General features: G+C 37.3%; 17 protein-coding genes and 2 pseudogenes. 16 read left to right on the top strand and 3 right to left on the bottom strand.

Features of this window, described 5'->3' with window-relative positions; all coding sequences use genetic code 11:
* The first annotated feature begins 652 nt into the window (after positions 1 to 652).
* Both rocF and SAY88_RS13160 read left to right on the top strand, forming a co-directional pair.
* Positions 653 to 1558, top strand: coding sequence for an arginase (rocF, locus tag SAY88_RS13165; protein WP_332632283.1), 906 nt, complete (start codon positions 653 to 655; stop codon positions 1556 to 1558).
* A gap of 35 nt (positions 1559 to 1593) precedes the next feature.
* The gene (locus SAY88_RS13160; protein WP_332632282.1) at positions 1594 to 2973 is read left to right on the top strand and encodes a YjiH family protein; all 1380 of its coding nucleotides are present in this window, start codon (positions 1594 to 1596) and stop codon (positions 2971 to 2973) included.
* 57 nt (positions 2974 to 3030) lie between these two features.
* Here SAY88_RS13160 and SAY88_RS13155 read toward each other — a convergent pair whose 3' ends face one another.
* Positions 3031 to 4467 (bottom strand): sigma-54 interaction domain-containing protein, encoded by a 1437-nt coding sequence (locus SAY88_RS13155; RefSeq protein WP_332632281.1) that lies wholly within the window; start codon positions 4465 to 4467, stop codon positions 3031 to 3033.
* 484 nt (positions 4468 to 4951) lie between these two features.
* On the opposite strand from SAY88_RS13155, the gene SAY88_RS13150 reads away from it, so the two are divergent.
* From SAY88_RS13150 to SAY88_RS13140, 3 genes are all read left to right on the top strand, one after another.
* Complete coding sequence (locus SAY88_RS13150; protein WP_431308872.1) at positions 4952 to 6148, top strand: ornithine--oxo-acid transaminase; 1197 nt, start codon at positions 4952 to 4954, stop codon at positions 6146 to 6148.
* A 32-nt stretch (positions 6149 to 6180) separates the two neighbouring features.
* Positions 6181 to 7443 carry a Glu/Leu/Phe/Val family dehydrogenase gene (locus SAY88_RS13145; protein WP_332632279.1) on the top strand — a complete coding sequence of 421 codons (1263 nt, stop codon included), beginning with the start codon at positions 6181 to 6183 and terminating at the stop codon, positions 7441 to 7443.
* A 215-nt stretch (positions 7444 to 7658) separates the two neighbouring features.
* Positions 7659 to 8225: an alanine dehydrogenase gene (locus SAY88_RS13140; protein WP_332632354.1), complete on the top strand. Its 567-nt coding sequence runs from the start codon at positions 7659 to 7661 to the stop codon at positions 8223 to 8225.
* A gap of 291 nt (positions 8226 to 8516) precedes the next feature.
* Here SAY88_RS13140 and SAY88_RS26005 read toward each other — a convergent pair.
* Positions 8517 to 8664 (bottom strand): annotated as a pseudogene (locus tag SAY88_RS26005) (AAA family ATPase); the annotation flags it as partial.
* A 437-nt stretch (positions 8665 to 9101) separates the two neighbouring features.
* Here SAY88_RS26005 and SAY88_RS13135 point away from each other — a divergent pair.
* The 7 genes and pseudogenes from SAY88_RS13135 (at position 9102) to SAY88_RS13105 (ending at position 17295) form a co-directional block, all read left to right on the top strand.
* Positions 9102 to 10217 (top strand): annotated as a pseudogene (locus tag SAY88_RS13135) (IS4 family transposase).
* Between the two features lie 888 nt (positions 10218 to 11105).
* Positions 11106 to 12413, top strand: a complete 1308-nt coding sequence (locus SAY88_RS13130) for a sugar ABC transporter substrate-binding protein (protein WP_332632278.1) — start codon at positions 11106 to 11108, stop codon at positions 12411 to 12413.
* A 64-nt stretch (positions 12414 to 12477) separates the two neighbouring features.
* A complete protein-coding gene (locus SAY88_RS13125; protein ID WP_332632277.1) occupies positions 12478 to 13926 on the top strand; it encodes a carbohydrate ABC transporter permease in 1449 nt (482 codons plus the stop codon).
* Positions 13926 to 14762, top strand: a complete 837-nt coding sequence (locus SAY88_RS13120; protein WP_332632353.1) for a sugar ABC transporter permease — start codon at positions 13926 to 13928, stop codon at positions 14760 to 14762. Before SAY88_RS13125 ends, SAY88_RS13120 begins: the two co-directional genes overlap by 1 nt.
* A 145-nt stretch (positions 14763 to 14907) precedes the next feature.
* Positions 14908 to 15399 (top strand): MATE family efflux transporter, encoded by a 492-nt coding sequence (locus SAY88_RS13115; protein WP_332632352.1) that lies wholly within the window; start codon positions 14908 to 14910, stop codon positions 15397 to 15399.
* 61 nt (positions 15400 to 15460) lie between these two features.
* Positions 15461 to 17047 carry an alpha-amylase family glycosyl hydrolase gene (locus SAY88_RS13110; RefSeq protein ID WP_332632276.1) on the top strand — a complete coding sequence of 529 codons (1587 nt, stop codon included), beginning with the start codon at positions 15461 to 15463 and terminating at the stop codon, positions 17045 to 17047.
* Between the two features lie 11 nt (positions 17048 to 17058).
* Entirely contained in the window at positions 17059 to 17295 is a 237-nt protein-coding gene (locus SAY88_RS13105; RefSeq protein ID WP_332632351.1) for a sugar ABC transporter substrate-binding protein, read from the top strand.
* Positions 17296 to 17521: 226 nt separating this feature from the next.
* Here the strand turns inward: SAY88_RS13105 and SAY88_RS13100 are convergent, their stop codons facing one another.
* Positions 17522 to 18562 carry a LacI family DNA-binding transcriptional regulator gene (locus tag SAY88_RS13100; protein WP_332632275.1) on the bottom strand — a complete coding sequence of 347 codons (1041 nt, stop codon included), beginning with the start codon at positions 18560 to 18562 and terminating at the stop codon, positions 17522 to 17524.
* Between the two features lie 326 nt (positions 18563 to 18888).
* Here SAY88_RS13100 and SAY88_RS13095 point away from each other — a divergent pair, with 326 nt between their 5' ends.
* From SAY88_RS13095 to SAY88_RS13080, 4 genes are all read left to right on the top strand, one after another.
* The gene (locus SAY88_RS13095) at positions 18889 to 20001 is read left to right on the top strand and encodes an ADP-ribosylglycohydrolase family protein (RefSeq protein WP_332632274.1); all 1113 of its coding nucleotides are present in this window, start codon (positions 18889 to 18891) and stop codon (positions 19999 to 20001) included.
* 99 nt (positions 20002 to 20100) lie between these two features.
* Complete coding sequence (locus tag SAY88_RS13090; RefSeq protein WP_332632273.1) at positions 20101 to 21174, top strand: Gfo/Idh/MocA family protein; 1074 nt, start codon at positions 20101 to 20103, stop codon at positions 21172 to 21174.
* A gap of 20 nt (positions 21175 to 21194) precedes the next feature.
* Positions 21195 to 22334 (top strand): Gfo/Idh/MocA family protein, encoded by a 1140-nt coding sequence (locus tag SAY88_RS13085; protein ID WP_332632272.1) that lies wholly within the window; start codon positions 21195 to 21197, stop codon positions 22332 to 22334.
* 47 nt (positions 22335 to 22381) lie between these two features.
* Positions 22382 to 23011 (top strand): ThuA domain-containing protein, encoded by a 630-nt coding sequence (locus tag SAY88_RS13080; RefSeq protein WP_332632271.1) that lies wholly within the window; start codon positions 22382 to 22384, stop codon positions 23009 to 23011.
* Positions 23012 to 23062 lie beyond the last annotated feature (51 nt).

Below are 23062 nucleotides of genomic sequence, written 5' to 3'. Positions count from 1 at the left end.
TTCTGTACCATATTTATCAAATTTATATACCTATTCTCTAATTGTTGATTCATACACCTTTAACAATTTCAGCTAAAGAATATTTACCCTCTTCCAACGCTTTTAATACTTCCAACTTATACTCCGGAGTGAAAGCTCTTTTAGACACAAAAATCCTCCGCTTGTTAGTAGTCAGATTTTTATTTTTTAACCTGTCTACCTTAAGGGGAGCATATCACGTTGAGGAGGCGTTATTTCGTTATATTATAATTAATTTAGCTACTCTGGAATTATTACAAATCCTTTTTATTTTATGGACAAGCTTATTTGAAATATTTGCTATAATGGACTTAGTAGTTTTATATTTACATATCTAAAAGTAATGTGTGATGAAATTTTTGGCCGTACTAATTTTGTTGCTTCAGATAGAGTTATAATGAATGAGAATGAAATATTGATTAAAGGTAACTGTCTCCTTCTATATGTCTAGCATTTAACGCAAAAAAATTTTTCTTTCTACCTGACAGAATTTTTGGCAAAAAGAAAATATTCTAGATAACTGGAATATTTCAAACGGTAGATTCGAAGTTTTTTGTATATTAGTAATTGGCACAATTTTTGCAATTGAAATGTTAGACATAATCGTTTTTCTATACTGAGAGGAGTAATGATCATGAACAAATTTAAAAAAGTTTCTATTATAGGTGTCCCAATGGATTTAGGACAAAAGCGCCGTGGGGTCGATATGGGGCCAAGTGCCATGAGATACGCTGGCTTAATTGAAGAAATTGAATCATTAGGTTACGAGGTTAAGGATTATGGGGATATTAACATTAATCGCCCAGCGAACAATGAATTAAAGGAGGGACAATTGAGGAATTTAGATGAAGTGATCAAAGTAAGTGAAGAATTGTGCAGTGGTGTCGAAGAAATAGAAGCCGAGCACAGCTTCCCGCTTATTCTAGGTGGTGACCATAGCATTAGTATTGGTTCTATTGCCGCTATTAGAAAAAGCTATCAAAATCTTGGTGTTATTTGGTATGATGCTCATCCTGATTTAAATACAGTTGAAACCTCTCCATCTGGCAATATTCATGGGATGCCGTTAGCTGTAAACATAGGAATTGGACATGAAAAATTGATAAATATAGGAAAGATTACACCGAAAGTGAAACCAGAAAATATTGTGATCATTGGTGCACGTTCGATTGATGAAGGAGAACGTACACTCATTAAGGAACAAGGGATAAAGGTTTACACGATGCATGAAATCGACAGAATGGGCATGACTAGAGTCATTGAAGAAACAATTGAGTACCTAGCTAACCGAACAGATGGGGTTCATTTAAGCTTTGACTTAGATGGAATCGATCCCTTGGATGCACCTGGAGTAGGAACACCTGTACTTGGAGGAATTACATACCGTGAAAGCCATTTAGCGCTTGAAATGCTAGCTGAATCGGAATTAATCACATCGGCAGAATTTGTTGAAATAAATCCTATTCTTGATAATAAGAATCAAACAGCGAATGTAGCCGTGGCGTTAGTGACCTCTCTATTAGGGAAGAAGCTGCTCTAACGAATGTGAATTTATCGGACAAAGGGGGGCGTTAAATGGCAGCAGAAGAAATACAACTAAAAAAGAAGGAAGAAAAGAAGAGTAGAGGGTTAAGCGACTATTTACTGTTTCTAATTCCATCATTAATTGGAATAGGGTTATTTATGGTGCCGATTTCAAAAGAGGGTTCCATCACCATTCCAGTAGCATTTATGGCTAAGCACTTAGAGGGAATGATTATTGATCATTTGCCAGGCATATTAACGATCATGCTAGCAATCGTTGTTATCTTTTCCCTTGCGGCAACTATCTCCAAGCCGATCCTGATTATGAGGAATGGATTCTTAAAAAGTCTGTTCCTTGTCCATCCTTTGTGGCTGTTCGTAAGGGTGCTTGGATTTACTTTTGCAACGATGACCTTACTGCAAATGGGACCTGAAGCGGTCTGGTCGGGAGACACAGGTGGATTATTGTTATTCGATCTTCTCCCTTTACTTTTTACCATCTTCTTATTTGCGGGGTTATTCCTTCCGTTGTTATTAAACTTCGGTTTGTTGGAACTATTTGGTGTCTTATTAAACAAGGTGATGAGACCTGTGTTTACTTTACCAGGACGTTCATCGATTGATTGTTTAGCTTCGTGGATGGGAGACGGAACTATCGGGGTGTTGCTAACGAACAAACAATATGAAGATGGTTTTTATACGAAAAGAGAGGCCGCAGTCATTAGTACAACCTTCTCCGTTGTTTCGATCACGTTTAGTATCGTTATCTTAACCTATATGGATTTAGAGCACCTATTCGTACCATACTATTTTACGATTGTACTGGCTGGTCTAGTGGCAGCGATTATTCTCCCGAGAATTCCGCCTTTATCACGAAAGCCTGATACGTACATCGTCGAAAATGAAGAGCGATTTGATGAGAACGCATTAAAGGGACAAAAAGCTTTTTCATATGGTTTAACAAAAGCTTTGGAAAGAGCGCAAAATAACAGTGTAAAGGAAACGTTAATTGGCGGGATGAAAAACGTATTAGATATGTGGTTTGCCGTCATTCCTGTTATTATGGCGATCGGAACTATAGCGCTGATTCTAGCAGAGCATACTTCGCTCTTTGCCATATTAGGTGCTCCATTTGTTCCCATTCTCATGTTGCTGCAAGTGCCTGAAGCTCATGTGGCAGCACAAACAATGGTAGTCGGTTTTGCGGATATGTTCTTACCAGCTGTCATTGGAAGCGGAATTGAAAGCGATTTAACGAAATTTGTCATTGCCTGTGTATCGGTAACTCAGTTAATCTATATGTCCGAAATAGGCGGGTTAATTCTAGCTTCAAAATTGCCTGTAAAATTTATCGACCTTGTTCTCATCTTTTTATTAAGAACATTAGTGAGTTTGCCGATCATTGTTGGTATTGCCCATCTCCTTTTTTAGATGAAGAGGCTGTCATAAAAGGTGACTTTTTACTTTTTATGACAGCCTCGAATCTTTTTATTTCGCACTAATGTCTAAACGCTTCATTCGATATTGCAAGGTTTGGCGGCTTAACCCCAATTTTTCAGCTGTATTGGTCACATGATATTTATTTCTTTCTAGTGCCTTTTTGATGTAAATCTTTTCGGCATCTAGTAAGTAATCTTTTAAATTACGTAAAGGCTGCTGCGGTTCTTTTAAATCTTCGGTTTTCAAACTATGAGTATCATAGACACTTGTAATATCAGAAGATAAAGAAACAGAATGTGATTTATGACGAAAGTGGAAAGGCAAATGTCGCACTTCGATCATGTCCTCATCTATCATTAAGTTCATAGCTCCTTCAATCACGTGTTCGAGTTCTCGAATATTTCCTGGCCAGTCGTAGCTAACTAATAGTAGAGTGACTTCTTCACTTAAACCTTTAACATCCATTTGAAAAAGTTCGTTGTATTTGGTGATGAAATGATCAACTAAAGGATGAATATCTTCTTTTCTCTCTCTTAGGGCTGGTATAAATAGGGAGACGACACCTAGGCGATAGTATAAATCCTTGCGAAGGCGATTATTAGAAATCGCTTCAATCGGATCTTCATTGATGGTTGAAATAATCCGGACATCAACTTTTCGGTCCACCGTATCCCCAATGCGGCGGACTTGCTTTTCTTGAATAGCTCGTAAAAGTTTTGCTTGTAATACGGGACTAAGAGAATTAATTTCATCCAGTAACAGGGTGCCTCCTTCGGCTTCTTCAAATAACCCAGGGCGCTCAATGGCTCCAGTATAGGCACCTTTTTTTGTTCCAAATAAAAGACTTTCAATTAAAGATTCAGGCATGGCCGCACAATTTTGTGAAATGAAAGGCGCATTAGAACGGTCGCTGCCATTATGGATGCTTTGAGCAAATAACTCTTTCCCTGTCCCGGTCTCGCCAACGATTAGCACGGAAGAAGGAGTGCGCGTGGCTCGCTTTGTATTATCAATAACTTCTTTAATGACAGGACTCACTCCAATAATACTATCAAAAGTGAAGCTTGTTTCTCCTTTACTCTCCATATTTTTCCTAATTAACCGTTCTAATTTCGTGATATCTTTTGAAATCTCAATCGCACCAATAACTTTCTTTCCTTCATACAAAGGGAATGTGTTGTTTAAAGCCGTTATTTCTTTTCCTTTATTGTTAAAATACGTTTGCTTTACATGTCTAGATTCTTTTTCTTTGTATAAAGCATCTAATAAGGTACTTCCTTGCCCATCTTCAAACATAAAAATGTCTAAGAAATTTTTGCTTTCTACATCTTCTTTTGTCATTGACTCAATTTCCGTCATTTTTTTATTGTAAATAATCGTTTGTCCAGAAGTATTAATAACATGAATTCCTACATCAACTTCGTTAATTAACGTTTCAAAGATGACTTTTTGCTGGGGTAAAGGGAGGTTTTCAATTCGGTTCATGTGTTAGTCCTCCAGTCTGTTTTTTTATCAGTTTAAACTAGTTAGATTAGTAGAGCAAATAAATTTTTCTTTATTTTTCGAATATAAAATAAAAAGGAAAAAATAATTGTCTATTAGATTATGAGAAACCTAATTCCTTATTAACTGAAAGAATGGCATGAGTTTTGCTACTTAAATATTAAATGCAAGTATGAGGAAAATTAGAAAAGAAGTGAGAGGTCAATGTAATTGCTTTAAAGCGGGACTAATGCTGAAGAGGTTGTTTGATTGATCGGACAAATATTTTTTCTTTTTGAACTGCGAAAATGAACAAAAAGAAAAAATATTTTGCTTTGGTAGTTTGTAAAAGTACTATTTGCTTATCTTGAAAGTTGGCACAGGAATTGCATTAACAAAAGTAAGATCTAAAAGTACATTTCGAAGGTAGCAAATCTTAATCTCGCTATTTCGAGCACATGATAAAAGGAGGAGACTTAAAGTGACCATGTTACAATCAACATCTTCAATTATTAAAAGAACCGACAGTCTTGGTGCGAGAAATTATAACCCACTTCCAATCGTTATTTCAAAAGCGAAGGGTGTTTGGGTGATAGATCCGGAAGGCAGAAGGTATCTTGATATGTTAAGTGCGTATTCTGCGGTGAATCAGGGACATTGTCATCCTAAAATTGTTCAGGCTTTAAAAGATCAAGCAGATAAAATTACGTTAACTTCAAGAGCTTTTCACAACGATCAATTAGCCCTTTTTTACGAAAAAGTTGCCAGATTAACAGGGAAGAATATGTTGCTACCAATGAATACTGGTGCTGAGGCAGTAGAAACGGCTATTAAAGCAGCGCGTCGTTGGGCTTATCAGGTAAAGGGGGTTTTAGAGAATCAAGCTGAAATCATCGTTTGTGAAGATAACTTTCATGGACGGACGATGACGGCAGTCTCTCTGTCTTCTAATTCTGAATACAAGCAGGGTTTTGGTCCGATGCTTCCGGGTATCAAAATTATTCCATATGGTAATATAGAGGCTTTGAAAAAGGCGATAAACGCTAACACGGCTGCTTTTTTATTAGAACCAATCCAAGGAGAAGCAGGTATTAGAATTCCAAAACAAGGATTCTTAAAAGAAGCGTATGAACTATGCAAGCAAGAAAGGGTTTTATTCATTGCTGATGAAATTCAAGCAGGCTTAGGTCGTTCAGGGAAATGGTTTGCGTGTGATTGGGAAGATGTAAAACCAGATATGTACATTCTAGGAAAAGCGCTCGGAGGAGGGGTCTTCCCAATTTCTGTTGTTTGTGCGGATCGTGAGATTCTTGGTGTATTTGAACCAGGTTCTCATGGATCTACATTTGGAGGTAATCCGCTAGCTTGTGCTGTCTCCATTGCTGCACTTGATGTACTCGAGGAAGAAAAGCTAATTGAACGTTCGAATGAATTAGGAAACTATTTATTAGAAAAATTAAAAGCCATTAGAAACCCAATTATTAAAGAGGTTCGTGGAAGAGGGTTATTTGTAGGAGTAGAGCTGACAGAACCAGCTCGGACGTATTGTGAACAACTGAAGGAAGAAGGACTTTTATGTAAGGAAACACATGAAACCGTTATTCGCTTTGCACCGCCATTAGTCATCAGTAAGGAAGATCTAGATTGGGCTATTGAGAAAATTTATCAAGTACTAGAACAGTAAGGCTAATACCAACCGTATGAGGTGAAAGTGACATGGGAGCAATAGTGGAAAAAGGGAAAGAGCCTAGCGTACTAACATCAACACAAGATATAATTCATCAGGCATTGGGGAAATTGGGTTACAGCGATGAGATGTTTGAATTACTTAAAGAGCCGATTCGGATGTTAACAGTTCGTATTCCTGTCCGGATGGATGACGGGACTGTGAAGGTATTTACAGGGTACCGTGCTCAACATAATGATGCAGTGGGGCCAACGAAGGGTGGTGTTCGCTTTCATCCAGAAGTAACAGAGGATGAAGTGAAAGCACTCTCACTTTGGATGACCTTGAAATGTGGAATCGTCAATGTTCCGTACGGCGGTGGAAAAGGCGGGATTGTCTGTGATCCAAGAAATATGTCATTTCCGGAAATCGAGCGCTTAAGTAGAGGTTACGTAAGAGCGATAAGTCAATTGGTTGGTCCTTCAAAAGATATTCCGGCTCCAGACGTGTTTACAAACTCTCAAATTATGGCTTGGATGGTTGATGAGTATAGCAGAATACGAGAATTTGATTCACCTGGTTTTATTACTGGAAAACCAGTGGCTCTAGGAGGTTCTCATGGGCGAGAAACTGCTACTGCGACCGGTGTGACGATTTGTATTGAGGAAGCAGCCAAGTTGAAACAACTTGATTTACAACAAGCAAAGGTGATTATTCAAGGATTCGGGAACGCAGGCAGCTACTTATCGAAAATACTAAGTGAACGTGGTGCTAAGATTATTGGCATATCGGATGCATATGCGGCACTCTATGATGAAAATGGGTTAGATATTGAGTATTTACTCGATAAACGGGATTCTTTTGGGACCGTCACAACATTATTTACAAATAAGATTACGAATCAAGAATTACTCACGAAGAAGTGTGATATTTTAGTTCCTGCTGCGATTGCTAATCAAATTACGAGTGAAAACGCCGACAAAATTAACGCTTCCATCATTGTTGAGGCAGCAAATGGTCCGACAACAACGGAAGCTACTAAAATACTAGCTGAACGAGGAGTTTTAATAGTTCCTGATGTCCTAGCTAGCTCTGGTGGTGTAACCGTATCTTATTTTGAATGGGTACAAAACAACTTAGGGTATTATTGGTCTGAAGAAGAAGTAGCTGAAAAGCTTAGAAGTAAAGTCGTTGATGCCTTTCATCAAGTGGTAGAGACGGCAAGACGTCACAAAGTAGATCCTCGTTTAGCGGCCTATATGATAGGGGTACGGAAAACAGCAGAAGCTTCTAGATTCCGCGGCTGGATTTAAGGAGGGAACCTCTCATGACAAGTTATATGGCTATTGCTAGTAATTCAAGCGGAGTTGTTGAAAAAGTAATGGTGAATGAAGGCGAATATGTACACGATTGGGAGCCTTTGTTTCTCATCAAGTCATCTAGTGGAACGGTAAATAAAGTGGAACTTGGGTTAAGTGGCTTCATTTCTAACGTCAAAGTTAAACGGGGAGATCAAGTCATCTCAAATATGACACTAGCAATCACTATTATTGATTTAAGTGCCGAGAGATTACGTCAATTAGATGATATCTTTGGAAACCAAATTAAAACATTAATGTCCAACCCATTAAACATAGCCGAAGCTGTAGCAGAAGCGGATCTTTTAATCGGTGCTGTCCTAATTCCTGGTGCAAAAGCTCCTAAACTTGTAACAGAAGAAATGATAAAAGCGATGAAGCCAGGTTCTGTCGTCGTAGATGTAGCAATTGACCAAGGTGGAATTGTAGAGACAGTTGATCGTATTACAACGCATGATAACCCAATCTACGAAAAGTACGACGTTGTACATTATGCGGTGGCAAACATGCCTGGAGCAGTATCAAGAACATCAACGATTGGTATAACGAATGTTACAGTTCCTTACGCATTACAGATTGCAAATAAAGGTGTATCCCAAGCCATTTCCGATAATCATTCTTTGAAATCTGGATTAAACGTAGCAAATGGTGAAATTACGTACGAAGATGTCGCTAAAGATCTTGGATATAATTTTGTTTCACCAGATAAAGTTTTTGAAAAGGTTCCTACAGCATAAGCAGAATAATATATAATAAATTAGATGACCTTAAACGTTGATTCATAAAAGCTAGTTAAAGCACGCCTCTCAGAAGTGAGAAGGTGTGCTTTTTTAATATTTTAACTTTATAGACCCAAGTTTCACTAAAAGTACAGTAAACTTCTCTTGAACAACAACATGACGATTCTAAGAGAATAACTGTTCAAATTTGGGATGAAAAAGCTGAATGAAATAACCCGTAGTGAAGGATAGCAGAACAGTCGCTATTCCAATCGCCCTACTGAAGTAAAATGCAAGAATTAGTGCGAAGCTTTCTGCGATTACCAGTAGGGTTGCTGCTTCATTTTTTGATAAATCTGTCCAGTAGCCACTCATCAAGTATGAGTAGAAGATGACTTTTTTTGATGGATTTCCGGTAGCTTCCGTCTGTAGCCAATTTTGCTAGGGTTAGTTCGTCGGAGAAGCTAAAGCGTCACGTTAGGTTTTACCAACTCTTCATGAATATAATCAAAGTTCAACGGTTGTCCTCCAGTAACCTCAAAATTCTTCTCGGGAAAAGAAACTCCTCAATCCATTTATCCGTCATTTCTCCCACTAACGGACAAACCAATCCCTTCTTTTCGGCTAGACCGATGCTCTCCATTACTTTTTGACGAGAGTTAGCTGAATTTGCGGCAATGCCTCTGAGACTAATCCCCTTATCTGTAATTCCAAAATCTTTTGATAATGAATCATACAAAAAATACTTGATATCACTATCGTTGCATTAATTAATTCATAATATTAAAAAGACTCTAAATCTTCAATAATCTTATTTTGTGCAAAGAAAAAGTCCTTTATAATGGATAAGTCAGGTGGTAATCCCGTCCAAATCCAATAATAAAGGACCATCGCATGGATAAGATTACACGAAAAACTTCATTTGGACAATGGTTTTCAACAATAAATCTTCAATTATTTGAAGAACAAGTGAAAACATTGAAATTAGATTTTTATACAAAGAAACTTACTACGGAATCATTCTTGAAATTATTACTTTTTGCACAGCTGGAAGAGATAGAAAGCCTCCATGCGCTAAGCGATTGTCTCTTTGATGATCAACTGCAAAAAGGTATTGATCTTGATTCAATCAGCATTTCGCAGCTTTCACGTCGATTAAATGGAATGAATCCAGATTTATTTCAAAGGTTATTCCTTGATTTAGTCGGACAAATACATGCCAAGACACATTACACAAAACTAATCATGCCATTAAAAATCATTGATTCAAGCACCATGCCACTAAATCTAACCAACCATAAATGGGCTAAGTTTCGCAAAACAAAAGCTGGTGTGAAGTTACATTTGCGGCTTGTTTTTATGGAAAAAGGGGTTTCATATCCCGAAAAAGCATTAATTACAACGGCAAAAGAACATGATCGTAATCAGCTAGAAGTCATGATTGATGACAAAGAATGCATGTATGTGTTTGACCGCGGTTATCTCGACTATGAGCGCTTTGATCGCATGACTGACGATGGCTACTTTTTCCTTTCTAGACTACGGAAAAACGCTGTAATACAGGAAGTTTACGATTTTAAACTACCTGAAGAATCATCTGTTTTATCCGATCAAATGGTGTTGATTGGAACACCTCAAAATCGCGCTGAAAACTACTTTCGGTTATTAAAAGTGATCGACTCAAAAGGAAATGAACTTCATCTGATCACCAATCGATTTGATTTGAGTGCCGAAGAAATTTCAGAGATGTACAAATCACGCTGGGCAATTGAATTGTTTTTCAAGTGGATAAAACAGCATCTCAGGATCAAAAAGTTCTAAGGTCATAGCGAATGGGCGATCCAAAACCAAGTGTTTATCGCACTTATTGTTTTTTGCCTACATGTTCTCGTTCAAATAGAGACGAAAAGTAAGCGAAAAACCTTACAAATTAGCCGTTATTTAAGGGCTGCTTTATGGAAACCAGCACATATTTGGCTACGAAAGATTGAAGGAAAAACCATCCCTTAAAAGAATTTTGTCGTCGTCGCACCAGTCTAATTGTAAATTAATTTCCAAATGAATAGGGCCACCTTTGATTGGTAATTTACCTTTTTGGCTCTTAGTAGGTTAGATAATTAAACTGAAAATTACGACAATATTTATGCAACACTAGTGAATTTTAATAAATCATATAAAATGCGTAATTTCTTTTGGGTAGTATAGAAATTAAGTAAGATATTAAAGTTGAGTTTAACTCTTGTAATTGGGTTACATTTTATAATGAAGAAACACGACTTACTTTTAACAGAGGTATTGTTATAATTAATTGTAAATTAACCACGTTACCACACAATACAACAAAGGGAAGTAGGAATTCTTCTAAAGGTGTATTGCCAGATAAAACTTTTACAGTAAAGGTGAAAGCTCTTATTCACATACTCACCTTGTGTTTTTGAAAAAACAGAGGTAGATTGTAGATCACATCCACTATCTCTATTTTACTATATTCAAACATATTGAAAAGTCATGACCTGCCTAATATGGAGGTCATGACTTTTTTTAATGTTTATAGTTCAACTTAATCATTTATGATTTTTAAGTCGAAAGGTGTCTTATATTTTGAATTAAAAGAATATAAACCACCACTAAAAATTACCGGTAAATATTGGTGGAATTATTGTAATAAAGTACACACCAATTGTTATGAAAACGGTTTCTTTAATGTGGTTTCTGATAGAAAATAAACATGTACTTAATAAATAAGGGGGAGGCAAATTGAAAAAGTAGAGTTCTTTATCCTAAGGCCTTACTAGATATGGCTGATATTAAAGAGCAATGGTACTTCAAAATGTTAGAAAGTAAACGTTTGCTTAGTTATTAATGGACATGTAATTTGTTAAAGGGGGATTAGTTAAGATGAAAATCAAAAAAATTATTAACGTATTAGCAACAGGTTTTTTATCAGCAGGAATTCTTGCGGCGTGTTCTGCTCCGCCACAAAGTGCACCACCAGCAAGTACTCCAGTTGAGGGAGATGGAGATAGCGATAACGAAGTCATTGAATATGAAATCACTCCTGAAGAAGGAGCGGAACTGCTCGTATGGGACAATGGTGATGAAAGTCGAGAATGGGCTGAATATGTTGCTGAGAAATTTACTGAAGAATATGGTGTTCCTGTAACCGTAGAAGAGATGGGGCATACGGATGCACCGGGCGTTTTACAAACGGATGGACCAGCTGGTCTTGGAGCGGATGTGTTTGCAGGTGCTCATGACCATGCAGGAACTATGGACGCCGCAGGACTTATTGTTGAAAACTTCTTTCCTGAGTACTATGAAGAGAATTTCATGGAAGCGGCTGTCCTAGGAACATCAGTAGATGATACATTGTACGGTTATCCTTATGCGATTGAAACGTATGCACTTTATTACAACAAAGATCTTGTAGATGAAGTACCCGAAACTTTTGAAGAACTCTTAGAATTATCAAAAGATTTTACAGATGTAAGAACAGATCACTACGGTATCATGTTTGAACCTGGAAACTATTACTTTACCCATGCTTTCTTAGGTGGATATGGAGGCTATGTTTTTGGTGAAGACAATACTGATCCATCGGTTACTGGATTAAATAACGAAGGTGCTGTTCGTTCTGGTGAATTTATGCGTGAAATAAGAGAAGCGAGCTTGCCCCTGAATACAGAGGACATTACAGGAGATATTATTGGAACACTTTTCAATGAAAATCAAGTCATGTTCCGTATTTCTGGTCCTTGGGATGTTGCTGCACATAAGGAAGCGGAAGTGAACTTTGGTGTGGCTCCACTGCCACTATTAAGTAATGGCGAACATCCAACGAGTTTCTCAGGTGTAAAGGGCTATTATGTAAGCGCGTATACAGATTACCCTGATGCTGCTGCTCTTTATGCACAATTTGCAACGAGTGCGGAAATGCTGGAAAAACGGTTTGAAATAACTAATGAATTACCACCGCATTTAGCGTTACTTGAAAGTGATGTTATCTTAGATGACCCAATTTTATCGGCTTTCTTAGCACAAGCACAATTTGCACAACCAATGCCAAATATTCCTGAAATGCAAATTGTATGGGGTCCAATGGGGGATGCATTTATTAGCATTTGGAATACGGACCGTGATGTTCAAGAAATCCTAGACAGTGCAGTAGATCAAATAAGTGAGTCAATTGATGTGTTAAGCAACTAGTGAAATGAATATCCCAAGTTTGGGAGACCAACTTGGGAATTATTTATAAAGGAGGCTGGAAATTATGGCAGGATTGCCTGCTCCGAAATTAAAGCGAAATGATCAGGAGCTAGAATTAAAGCGAAATGATCAGGAGTCAGAATTAAACCCAAATGAACAGAAGCCAATAAAAAATGTATTTAAAACGAAAGCATATATTGCCTCTTTTTTATCTTTGATCTTTATGGGATTGGGACAGCTTTACAATCGACAAATTGGAAAAGGTCTCTTTTTCTCAGTTTTATGGCTCTATATTCTCATTTTTTACGCTCAACCTTTTCAGTGGGCGATGTGGGGGCTTAGAACTTTGGGAGAATCCCCTCAAATTCGTGAGAGGGGAAGGGTTGTTTTTGAAGGGCATCATTCTATTTTCCTAATGATTGAAGGAATCATTGCTTTATTGATTGCAATAGTTATTTTATGTATCTATGTTATCAGTGTACGTGATGCCTATAAAGTTGGGAAAGCAAGAGATAAAGGGGTTACACCACGTACGTTAAAACAATCGCTTCAAAATAGTTGGGAAAATGGGTTTGCCTATATTTTATTAACTCCAACTGTTATTTTTACATTATTTTTAACGATATTACCTTTAATCTTTTCTGTTATGATTGCTTTTACCAATTACTCAGGACCCAACCACTTACCTCCACGGAATTTAGTCGATTGGGTGGGCTTTCAGACCTTTACTGATCTCTTTAATAGGAACTCGTGGAGTAGAACATTTTACGGTGTATTTATGTGGACAATTGTTTGGGCAGTACTAACAACCTTCACCACATTTTTTGTAGGTTTTTTCTACGCGGTTTTGATCGAGTCAAAAGGGGTTAAATTCAAGAAGTTTTGGCGTGGAATCTTTATTTTACCATGGGCAATTCCAGCATTTGTTATGATCCTAATCATGCGTAATATCTTTAATGGACAATTCGGGCCAATTAATAAATATATTAATAATTTGATTGATCAATTTCCAATATTAGCTGAATGGGGACTTAGTGCAATACCTTTTTTCACCGACCCAACATGGGCAAAGATCATGTTAGTCGTTGTAAACATGTGGTTTGGATTCCCGTTTTGGATGATCTTGATGGCTGGTGTTATGACAGGGATCGATAAAGAACAATATGAAGCGGCTGAAATTGATGGTGCCAACGCTTGGCAGAAGTTTCGCAGTATTACGTTTCCAGTTGTTATGTTTTCGACATCACCATTGTTAATCATGAGTTTTGCAGGAAACTTCAATAACTTTAATATGATTTACCTTTTCACGGAGGGGCGTCCAACGAACTCCGATTATAGTTATGCTGGATCTACAGATATATTGATCAGTTGGATTTATAAAATGACTTTTGATCATAATCAATTTGCAATGGCATCTGCTGTTGGGTTGTTAATTTTTATCGTAGTGGCGATTTTCTCAGTATGGAACTTCAGTAAAACAAGAGCATTTAAAGAAGAGGATATGATGCGATGATGAGCAAAAAATTAAAGAACTTCATCCGGATGTTTGTCATATATGGAGTGCTGGTGGTAACAAGTATCATGATTTTATATCCGGTTTACTTTGTAATTATTGGTTCATTAAACCCTGGAAATACGCTATACGCCACGAGCTTACTTCCTGATAACTTATCATTAAGACACTATATTTATTTATTTACTGAAACCGATTATCTGCGTTGGTATATGAACACATTGAAAATTTCGTTTTGGAATATGCTTATTTCTACCTTTTTAGTGTTAACGGCTGCTTATGCTTTTTCGCGCTTTCGTTTTCCTGGTAGACGAGCAGGGTTAATGGCAATTCTAGTTTTGCAAATGTTTCCAAGCTTTATGGCGATGATTGCGATCTATATTTTGCTTCTACAAATGAATTTATTAGATAACCATTGGGGATTAATTTTAGTTTATGCTGGTGGGTCAATCCCGTTTGGAGCTTGGCTTGTAAAGGGATATTTCGATGGAATGTCCAAAAGCCTAGAAGAAGCTGCCAAAATAGATGGAGCCGGTCATTTAACGATCTTCTTTAGAATTATGATGCCTTTATCCTTACCGATTATGGTATTTATCGCAGTGATGAACTTTATCGGGCCATGGATGGACTTTATTTTAGCAAGACTAGTACTCAGATCGGATGCTAATAAAACACTTGCTGTTGGTCTTTTTGAAATGGTGACAGGACTTGGTAACACTGAATTTACGACTTTTGCAGCGGGAGCAGTACTCGTTGCCGTTCCAATCACAATTTTATTTATGGTCCTTCAAAAACCGTTAACAGAAGGATTAAGAGCAGGAGCGAATAAAGGTTAAATATTCTGTTTCTTAAGGCGAAATGATAAATGGCGATCTTGACCTTTGGGTGCAGGATCGCCATTACTTTTTCGCAACATGATCAGATAACAGAAAAAGCGTGTGAAGTTGACGTTAGCTGTTAGCATGTTTTTTACCATAAAGCATACTAACATTAGTAGTACAGAGCCCGGCCAGGGTTTGTGCTACTATTTTTTATAGTAGAAGTGAAGTAAGGTCGAACCCCCCTGGGACCATTATTGAGTCTGTAATTTTCTTCTTAAGTGAATCTATATTCTCTATTTTTACGTCAAATGCAGAAATCATTAATCTAGGAAACATTTTATTATTGTTAACGATAATGTTAGAACCAGGCCGGGCTACGAACCTTGTTGTCATAAATTCATTAAAAGCAGCAGGAGCTGTTAGATTTCCAGTTTATATCGGAGTACTATCTATGTGGGGTGTTGCTGTACCAGCTGCCTACTCCCTAGGGGTGTACTTTAGCTTAGGTCTAAAAGGGATTTGGATCGCTTTTATATGTGATGAATGGTTACGCGGGATTGTAATGCTATTACGGTGGCGCGGTCGACAATGGAAAAAGTTGCATTTTGTGAAAAGGAAAGAAGAGCGACAACATGTAAAAAGTGGAACTTAATTTTTTATCTACAATGAAAAACTAATTAATTAATAATGGAACAGTTACAGGGAGATGACTTATGTTAATAAAGAAAATGAATTTTATTTTAGCAATAGCACTTGCTGCTACACTTTTGCTAGCTGGCTGTACAGAAAATGCCAATCATTCAATATCATTTGAGAAAGAAGATCTGAAAACAATAGAACCACACGGGGTATATTATGAAATGTTCGTAAGGGCTTTTTATGATTCTACAGGTGATGGGATCGGGGATTTTAAAGGGGCTACATCGAAACTTGATTACTTGCAAGAGTTAGGTGTAGAAGGAATTTGGTTGATGCCAATTAATCCTTCGCCTAGTTATCATGGCTATGATGTGATCGATTATAAAGATGTTAATACAGATCATGGGACAATGGAAGAATTTAAAGAATTTGTGGAAGAGGCAAATAAAAGAGGAATAAAAGTCATTAAAGATTTTGTTATTAATCACTCAAGTGAAGAACATCCATGGTTCCAAGCGGCCTTACAAAATGATGAAACCTATCGAGACTATTATGTATGGGCAGATGAGGATACAAACACAAGTCAAAGTGGAGAATGGGGACAACAAGTATGGCTTCCAGCAGAGAATGGTTATTACGAAGGAGTGTTTTGGCAAGGAATGCCTGATTTAAATATGGATAATCCAAAGGTAAGAGATGAGATTTATGAAATAGGAAGGTTTTGGCTTGAAGAGGTTGGAGTGGACGGCTTTCGGTTAGACGCAGCCAAACATATTTATAGTTCTTATCATGGCAGTGATTATCAGGAGAAGAATCATGAATTTTGGAGGGAATTTCGAAGTGAAATGGAAAAAGCTAATCCGGATGTAATTTTAGTAGGAGAAGTTTGGGATACTGCGTCAGTTGTAGCACCTTATTTAGATGGAGGCCTGCAATCAGCATTTAACTTTGATTTATCCGATAAAATATTGGCTTCTGTAACATCGGAGAGAGATGCAGGTTTAGTTACAGATCTTGAACGAACAAGGAATTATTTTAGCAAAATGTCTAATGATTTTATTGATTCAACTTTTATCACCAATCATGATATAAACCGAGTGATGAGTGAAGTAAATAGCAATATGAACCATGCAAAAATGGCGGCTGCATTATTGTTAACATTACCAGGAAATCCTTACATTTATTATGGCGAAGAGATTGGAATGGAAGGCAAGAAACCTGATGAAGATATTCGTTTGCCAATGAGATGGTATGAAGATCCAAATGGAACCGGACAAACTACATGGAGAAAAGATCGATACCACGGTGGGGAGACAGGAATAGGAATTAGTGTTGAAGCACAATTATCGGAGGCAGACTCTTTGATAAATCACTACAAAGAATTGATACATGCTCGTCGTGCTAGTGAAGCCTTAATTGCAGGGGAAATAAAAAGTACGGTGATTAACGAAAGAGGGATCTTAACGTTTGAAAGAGTAACAGATCATGGTGAGAAGTTGGTGATTCACAATTTAACTAGTGAAATAAAAGAGATAGACTTAGAAGGTGATCTAAGTAACTACAAAGAATACTATTTTTACCTTGGTCATATTGAGGAAATAGAATTAAAAAATAGTACATTAAAAATACCCGCTTACACAACTGTGATTTTACAAAAATAATATAGACTAACATCATTCCAGTTATTGGAGCGGACGGAATTATCGAGATGTTAGAGTTGATAGAAGAAGGGAAATTATCAGGAACAGTAGCACAGAATCCTTATGACATGGGATATTTAAGTGTTGAAGCTGCGACGAAAGTAATGGAAGGTGAAGAAGTTGAAAATAATATGGATAGTGGTGTAGACATTATTATCCAAGGAAATGCAATGCAAAGGTTAGACTTTCAGAGAAGATTGTTAAGGTGAAATAGTAACTTCTTTGCTAGTTAACTTCAACCTTTTAAAGAATAAATGTTTTTTACCGGGTCCCAATAAGAGTCATTTCGAAAAGGGAAAGCTGAACCCATTTTTAGGAAAAGGGTTCAGCTTTTTCTGTAATTATTGAGAAGATTCCTACTACTTCTAGTTACTAGGGGATATACTGAATGATCTAAACAGGGAGTACAAAGTTCAATATCAATGAGTTTAGCACTCAAGTTTTTTTTGGTTTGCCAGTACTATGACCGACGATTAGATCTACTTGCTTGGATATGGATGTGGGAGTCAAATTAATATCGGATATACGTTCTATAAGCATATCTACTAGACTTCTACCTTGCCATTGGAAATCATGGTGAACGGTGGTTAGACTTGGTCGTGTATTTTTAAAGATATCCATATGACCAAAGGAAACTAAAGATATGTCATCGGGAATGCTGTATCCCTCATCTAACAAGGAGTTTAATGCAGTGACAGCTGTTATTTCATTAGAAATTAACAGGGCTGTAGGATGGTCCTCTTGGTATAGATTTTTCACGAAATTGTAGCTGCTTTCATAGGATCCTGGAATCTTAAGTATATTGTTTTGATTGAGTGGAAGATCGTATTCTTCAAAGGCTCTTTTAAAGCCTTTGATTCTTTCTTGATTAAACGAGAGAATATTCCCTTTTACATCTCCAACAATTAGCTTTATATTCTTATGTCCTAGGTCTAGTAAATATTTTGTAGCAATATAACCACCATCAGCATCATTAAAAGTTACATAGTTGTTATTGTGCTCATTTGAGTATTTCATGTTATAGACATAAGGGATGTTTTCATTGTCTAGTTTTATGCTTAGAGTTTCATTCATTGTAGAGCCCAGTAATATAAAGCCATCGGCCGTATTTTTTTTAATAACATCAAAGTAAGATTCATAATTGATTCCAGCTGGATTAATGATTAAAGTATGGTACCCGTAGCTTTGTGCTCTCTCGGTTATAGCTTTTAACAAAAGTGGATAAAATGGATTTAAAATTACTTCACTGAACTCTTGTTGAGAAACAACTAAACCAATGATGTTATTCTTCCCCGATTTTAGTGATCTTGCAGTCTTGTTTGGAACATATCCTAATGCATTAATCGATTCAAGCACTTTTTTTTTTGTTTTTTCACTCACCTGTGAGGAATTGTTTAATACTCTAGAAACAGTAGATTTTGTGACGTTTGAGTGCTTTGCTACATCGTAAATGGTTACTTTTTTTATGATAATCACCTCTTTTAGTACCGATATTTTTCGGTATCGATCCCATTATATATCATATACATTAATAAAAACAATCACTTAAAATGAAACGGCTTACAAAAAAATATTGACTTTCAAAAAAGTATGAATTAGTATTTACTTACAACGTACCGGTACCGTTCCCGGAAACGGAAATGATTTTTGGACTAATAGTGATAATCAGTTTTAACGGGTTTTGTTTTTAAAAAAACAATTTAATGGTATCGTTCCCGGAATAGGAGGGTGGAAGAATTTAGGGGAATATTCCAGTGTAGTAGGGGAGATGTTGTAGCAAGAAAATGTAAAGGGTGATTCTTATGACCGGGAAGGTTTCTTCAAAAGATAAGTTTTTTGGTTGTATTGCCGGTGTACACGTCGGGTCTTCGATGGGTGCTATAGTTGAAGGCTATAATGGTTGGGATTATGAGAGGATTGAAAAAGAGTTTGGTACATTAAATCAATTGCTTCCTTATGAACACTATAAGAATGGGTGGTTGAGGGAACCTGGAACAACAGAAGATGGTGTGGAAAGACAAAAGCTAATGATTACAGCAATTATGGAAAAAGGAGATAGAGTAAATGCTGAAGATGTTAGACGAATTTGGGTTAGGGACATTCATCCCAACGTAGCTGGAGTTATATCTGAACCCTTTGAAGCGGAGCTTTTGACGATGGCCAAAAGCAAAATTTCGGCTAAAGATATTGGGCGGTATTGTGATTATGCTGGATTAAATAGCTTTGCGCGGTCCTGTCATCCAATTGGTTTAATCAATGCGGGAGATGTTGAAAGTGCAAAAGAGGATATCTTGGAAGTCGGTCAATTATACCAAACAACAAATAGCCGAGGTTTAAAATGGGCTTGTGTAACAGGGGTAGCTATAGCGGAAGCAACGAAACCTAATGCAACGGTTGATTCGGTAATAGGGGCTATATATGATCATTGTGATAAAGATGAAGTTGTGAAGGAAATAGATAGAGAACTTAATAGAACGTCTCATTGTAAAGACTTTAGAGAGTTAAGAGAATATTTTGATGGCGTCTATAGTGGTGAAGGAGTTCCTTACTATATGAGCTATGCAAATGAAGTTGTAACTAAGGGGATTTGTGTATTTAAAATGGAAAAAGGAGATTTATACAATTCAATGATTTCAGCGGTTAATTTAGGAAGAGATACTGATTGTGTTGCGGCTGTAGCAGCTGGAATAGCGGGATCTTTGACAGGCAGCAAGTCGATGCCAAGGAAATTCATTGAACAAGTTGATGATGCAACAACTCTCATTCCTAATACCAATTCAAGAAGAACAATAAAAGAAAATGCAGATGGTTTATATGATGCATTCCAAAATCGTTTAAGAAAGATGCAACGTTACGTTGAAGAAATGGGGGAACAATCGACTCATAACAATACTTTTCTTATGGAAGAGAAGTAATTTACTAGATGTTTGTAAGCGTTGTCTGTCTAGTTGACCTAGTAACGGTGTAAATAATTAGAAATAAATTAAGTGATTTAATTTTAGGAGGAAGAAAAAATGATAAAAAATGATGTAATTACTGTGGGTTTAATTGGTTTAGGTCAGATGTCAGGGGGGCATCGTAAAATGATTTCTGAAATAGAACATTTTCAAATGGGAGCACTCTGTGAGGTTAATGAAGAAATTTTGCATCAGATTGGTGATGAAGAAGGGGTTAGTAAAGAGAAACGTTTTACGGATATGGAAGCGTTGATTGCAGATCCAGATGTTGACGCGGTTGTTTCGGTTGTACCTAATCACTTACATGCTAGGGTAATTGAATTATGTATTTACTATCAAAAGCCGCTTATGGCTGAGAAACCTTTTACCTTAGATTTTAATGAAGCAGAAAATTTAACTGCGCTGTATGAAAAACAGCCAATTCCCGTAATGGTTGGGTTTAGTTATCGTTATGTAGCTTCCTTTCGCTACGCCAAAAAGCTAATTGCAGAAAATAAAATTGGTCCAATTCGTCATATTGCCATTCGGTATCTACAGTCAGGTGGAGCAGCGTTATTTGAAAAGCCTTATGCATGGCGTTTTAATAAAGCGGTTTCGGGAACAGGTGCACTAGGTGATTTAGGCGCCCATATGATTGATAGTGCTCGATTGTTCGTAGGAGAATTTCGTGCTGTATCAGCACTTATGGAAACCTTTATAACAAAAAGAAAAGATCCAGTCAGCGGAGAAACGAAAACAGTCGATGTGGATGACTTCACTAGTTTTCAAGCGGTTCTTGAGAATAACGTTATTGGTAATTTTGTCACGACAAGAAATGCCGTTGGATCTGGGAACCAGCACGAAGTAACGATATATGGTGATTATGGTACGATTCACGTTAACTGTGAGAGACCGAATGAGATTGATATTTGTGTTAGGGATGAAAAGGATGAAGAAGGCGCAAGACCTGTGTTTAAAACGGAGATAGTGCCTGATAGTTATAGAAAACAACAATTCCAAGATTTTGCCGATTTAGTCACAGGCAACGAACAGCCAAATACGCCTACCTTTTATGATGGTTATCAAAACCAAAAAGTACTTGATCGAATTATTCAGTCTGCTGAAACCGGTCAAACTGTGAAGGTCGATTAATTAATTCTTTGGAGGTTGTTATGACAGTAAAGATTGGAATAGTCGGAGCAGGTTCATTTGCTGATGTTTGGTATCTTCCTATTTTACAAAAGTATCCGAATGTTCAATTACAGGCTATATGCAGTCCAAGTGGAACGAGTGCTCAAAATCTAGCAAATAAATACAAGATTCTATCAAGCTATCAATCCTATCAAGAGATGTTTGAGAAAGAGGAGTTGGATGGCATTTGTATTGTAACGCCTAATGAATCACACTATGCGATCGCGCTAGAAGCAAGTAAACATGGGATTCATGTAATATGTGAAAAGCCATTAGCGATGGATTCCGATGAAGCTTATTCAATTCTAGTAATGGCTGAAGAAAACAACATTATTCATGGTGTCAATTTTACCTATCGTGAAAACCCAGCCGTAAAAAAGCTGAAGGAGCTTCTGGAGGAAGGGTTTATTGGAAAAGTATATGAAGGGAAATTTCAATACACTGGGGCTTATGGGTTATCAGGTCCCCCTGGTTGGCGGGGGACGCAATCAAAAGGAGGAACGGGCGGGGTTCTTGCTGATTTAGGTTCACATCTGATTGACCTAGTTCAATATGTCTTAGGTGAAACTGTGAACAGTGTTCAATCGTCACTCTCCTTTTTACATGAGGGCAAATTAAAAACATTTCATGAGATGGATGGTCATGATCAATCAGCAGACTCTGTTTATTTTAACGCTACTTTTCCAACTGGTGTCCATGGCTCTTTTTATACTAGTTGGATTTCCTCTCAGGGGAATAGAAATCAAACGATTGAGCTTTCTTTTTACGGAAGCGATGGTGCGCTGCAGCTTCTCTCGAGTAAATTAGGAATACAGTTAACGTACGCCCGAGGAAAAGAATCGTGGCAAGAGATGGACGTAGAGGGTGTAATCAAATGGGATGATGAAGCCAAACCAAGTGAAGAGCGATTTAGACCGTGGCGTTTAACCGATCGGAATGAAATATGGAAATGGGTTGATTTAATTCTCGAACGAAAAAGTGGTCGAAGTGAAAGATCCACGGTGATTCCTACTTTTAGAGATGGGTACTCGGTGCAAAAGGTTATTGATGCGGTGATTCAATCAGCAGTATTAAAAAAAGAAGTTTGTGTTGGAGAATTGACAAAGCCGAATAACGAGTAATAGTAATAAGAATCTTTTAAATTTATATATGACGGAGGTATTAACGAATGATTAAGGTAACAGTATGGAATGAAAATCGACATGAGCAAATAAATCCAAAGGTACAAGAGGTATACCCAGAAGGGATTCATACGGCTATTGCAAGTTTTTTAGAAGAAGAATTTATTGTAAGAACGGCAACCTTGGATGAACCTGAGCATGGATTAACAGATGAAGTATTAGATGATACGGATGTCCTTATTTGGTGGGGGCACATGGCACATGATGAAGTTGAGGATCGGATTGTTGAAAAGGTGAAAGAACGAGTACTAGACGGAATGGGATTCGTCCCATTGCATTCCGCTCACAACTCGAAAATTTTTAAAGTTCTTATGGGAACAAGAACAGGGAAATTAAAATGGCGTGAGTCTGATGATACAGAACGCTTATGGGTAGTCGAAGCGGGCCATCCAATCGTTGAGGGAATCCCAGAAGTCATTGAGCTGGAAAAAGAAGAGATGTATGGTGAACGTTTTGATATCCCTCAGCCGGAAGAATTAATTTTTATTAGTTGGTTTTCTGGAGGAGAGGTATTCCGTAGTGGTTGTACGTATAAGCGTGGGAAGGGAAAAGTATTCTACTTCCGACCAGGTCATGAAACGTACCCGACATACTATCCTGAAAATAACCATTGGTAGAAGTGCATTTTTGGCATACGAAACTAGACCTAGCAAAATCTTTTAAAAAAA

Origin of the sequence: Halalkalibacter flavus (assembly GCF_036663575.1) — a bacterium.
Classification (GTDB): domain Bacteria; phylum Bacillota; class Bacilli; order Bacillales; family Bacillaceae_D; genus Halalkalibacter; species Halalkalibacter flavus.
The sequence above is the reverse complement of the archived record's forward strand: the minus strand, read 5'-3'. Positions and strand labels throughout refer to the sequence as shown.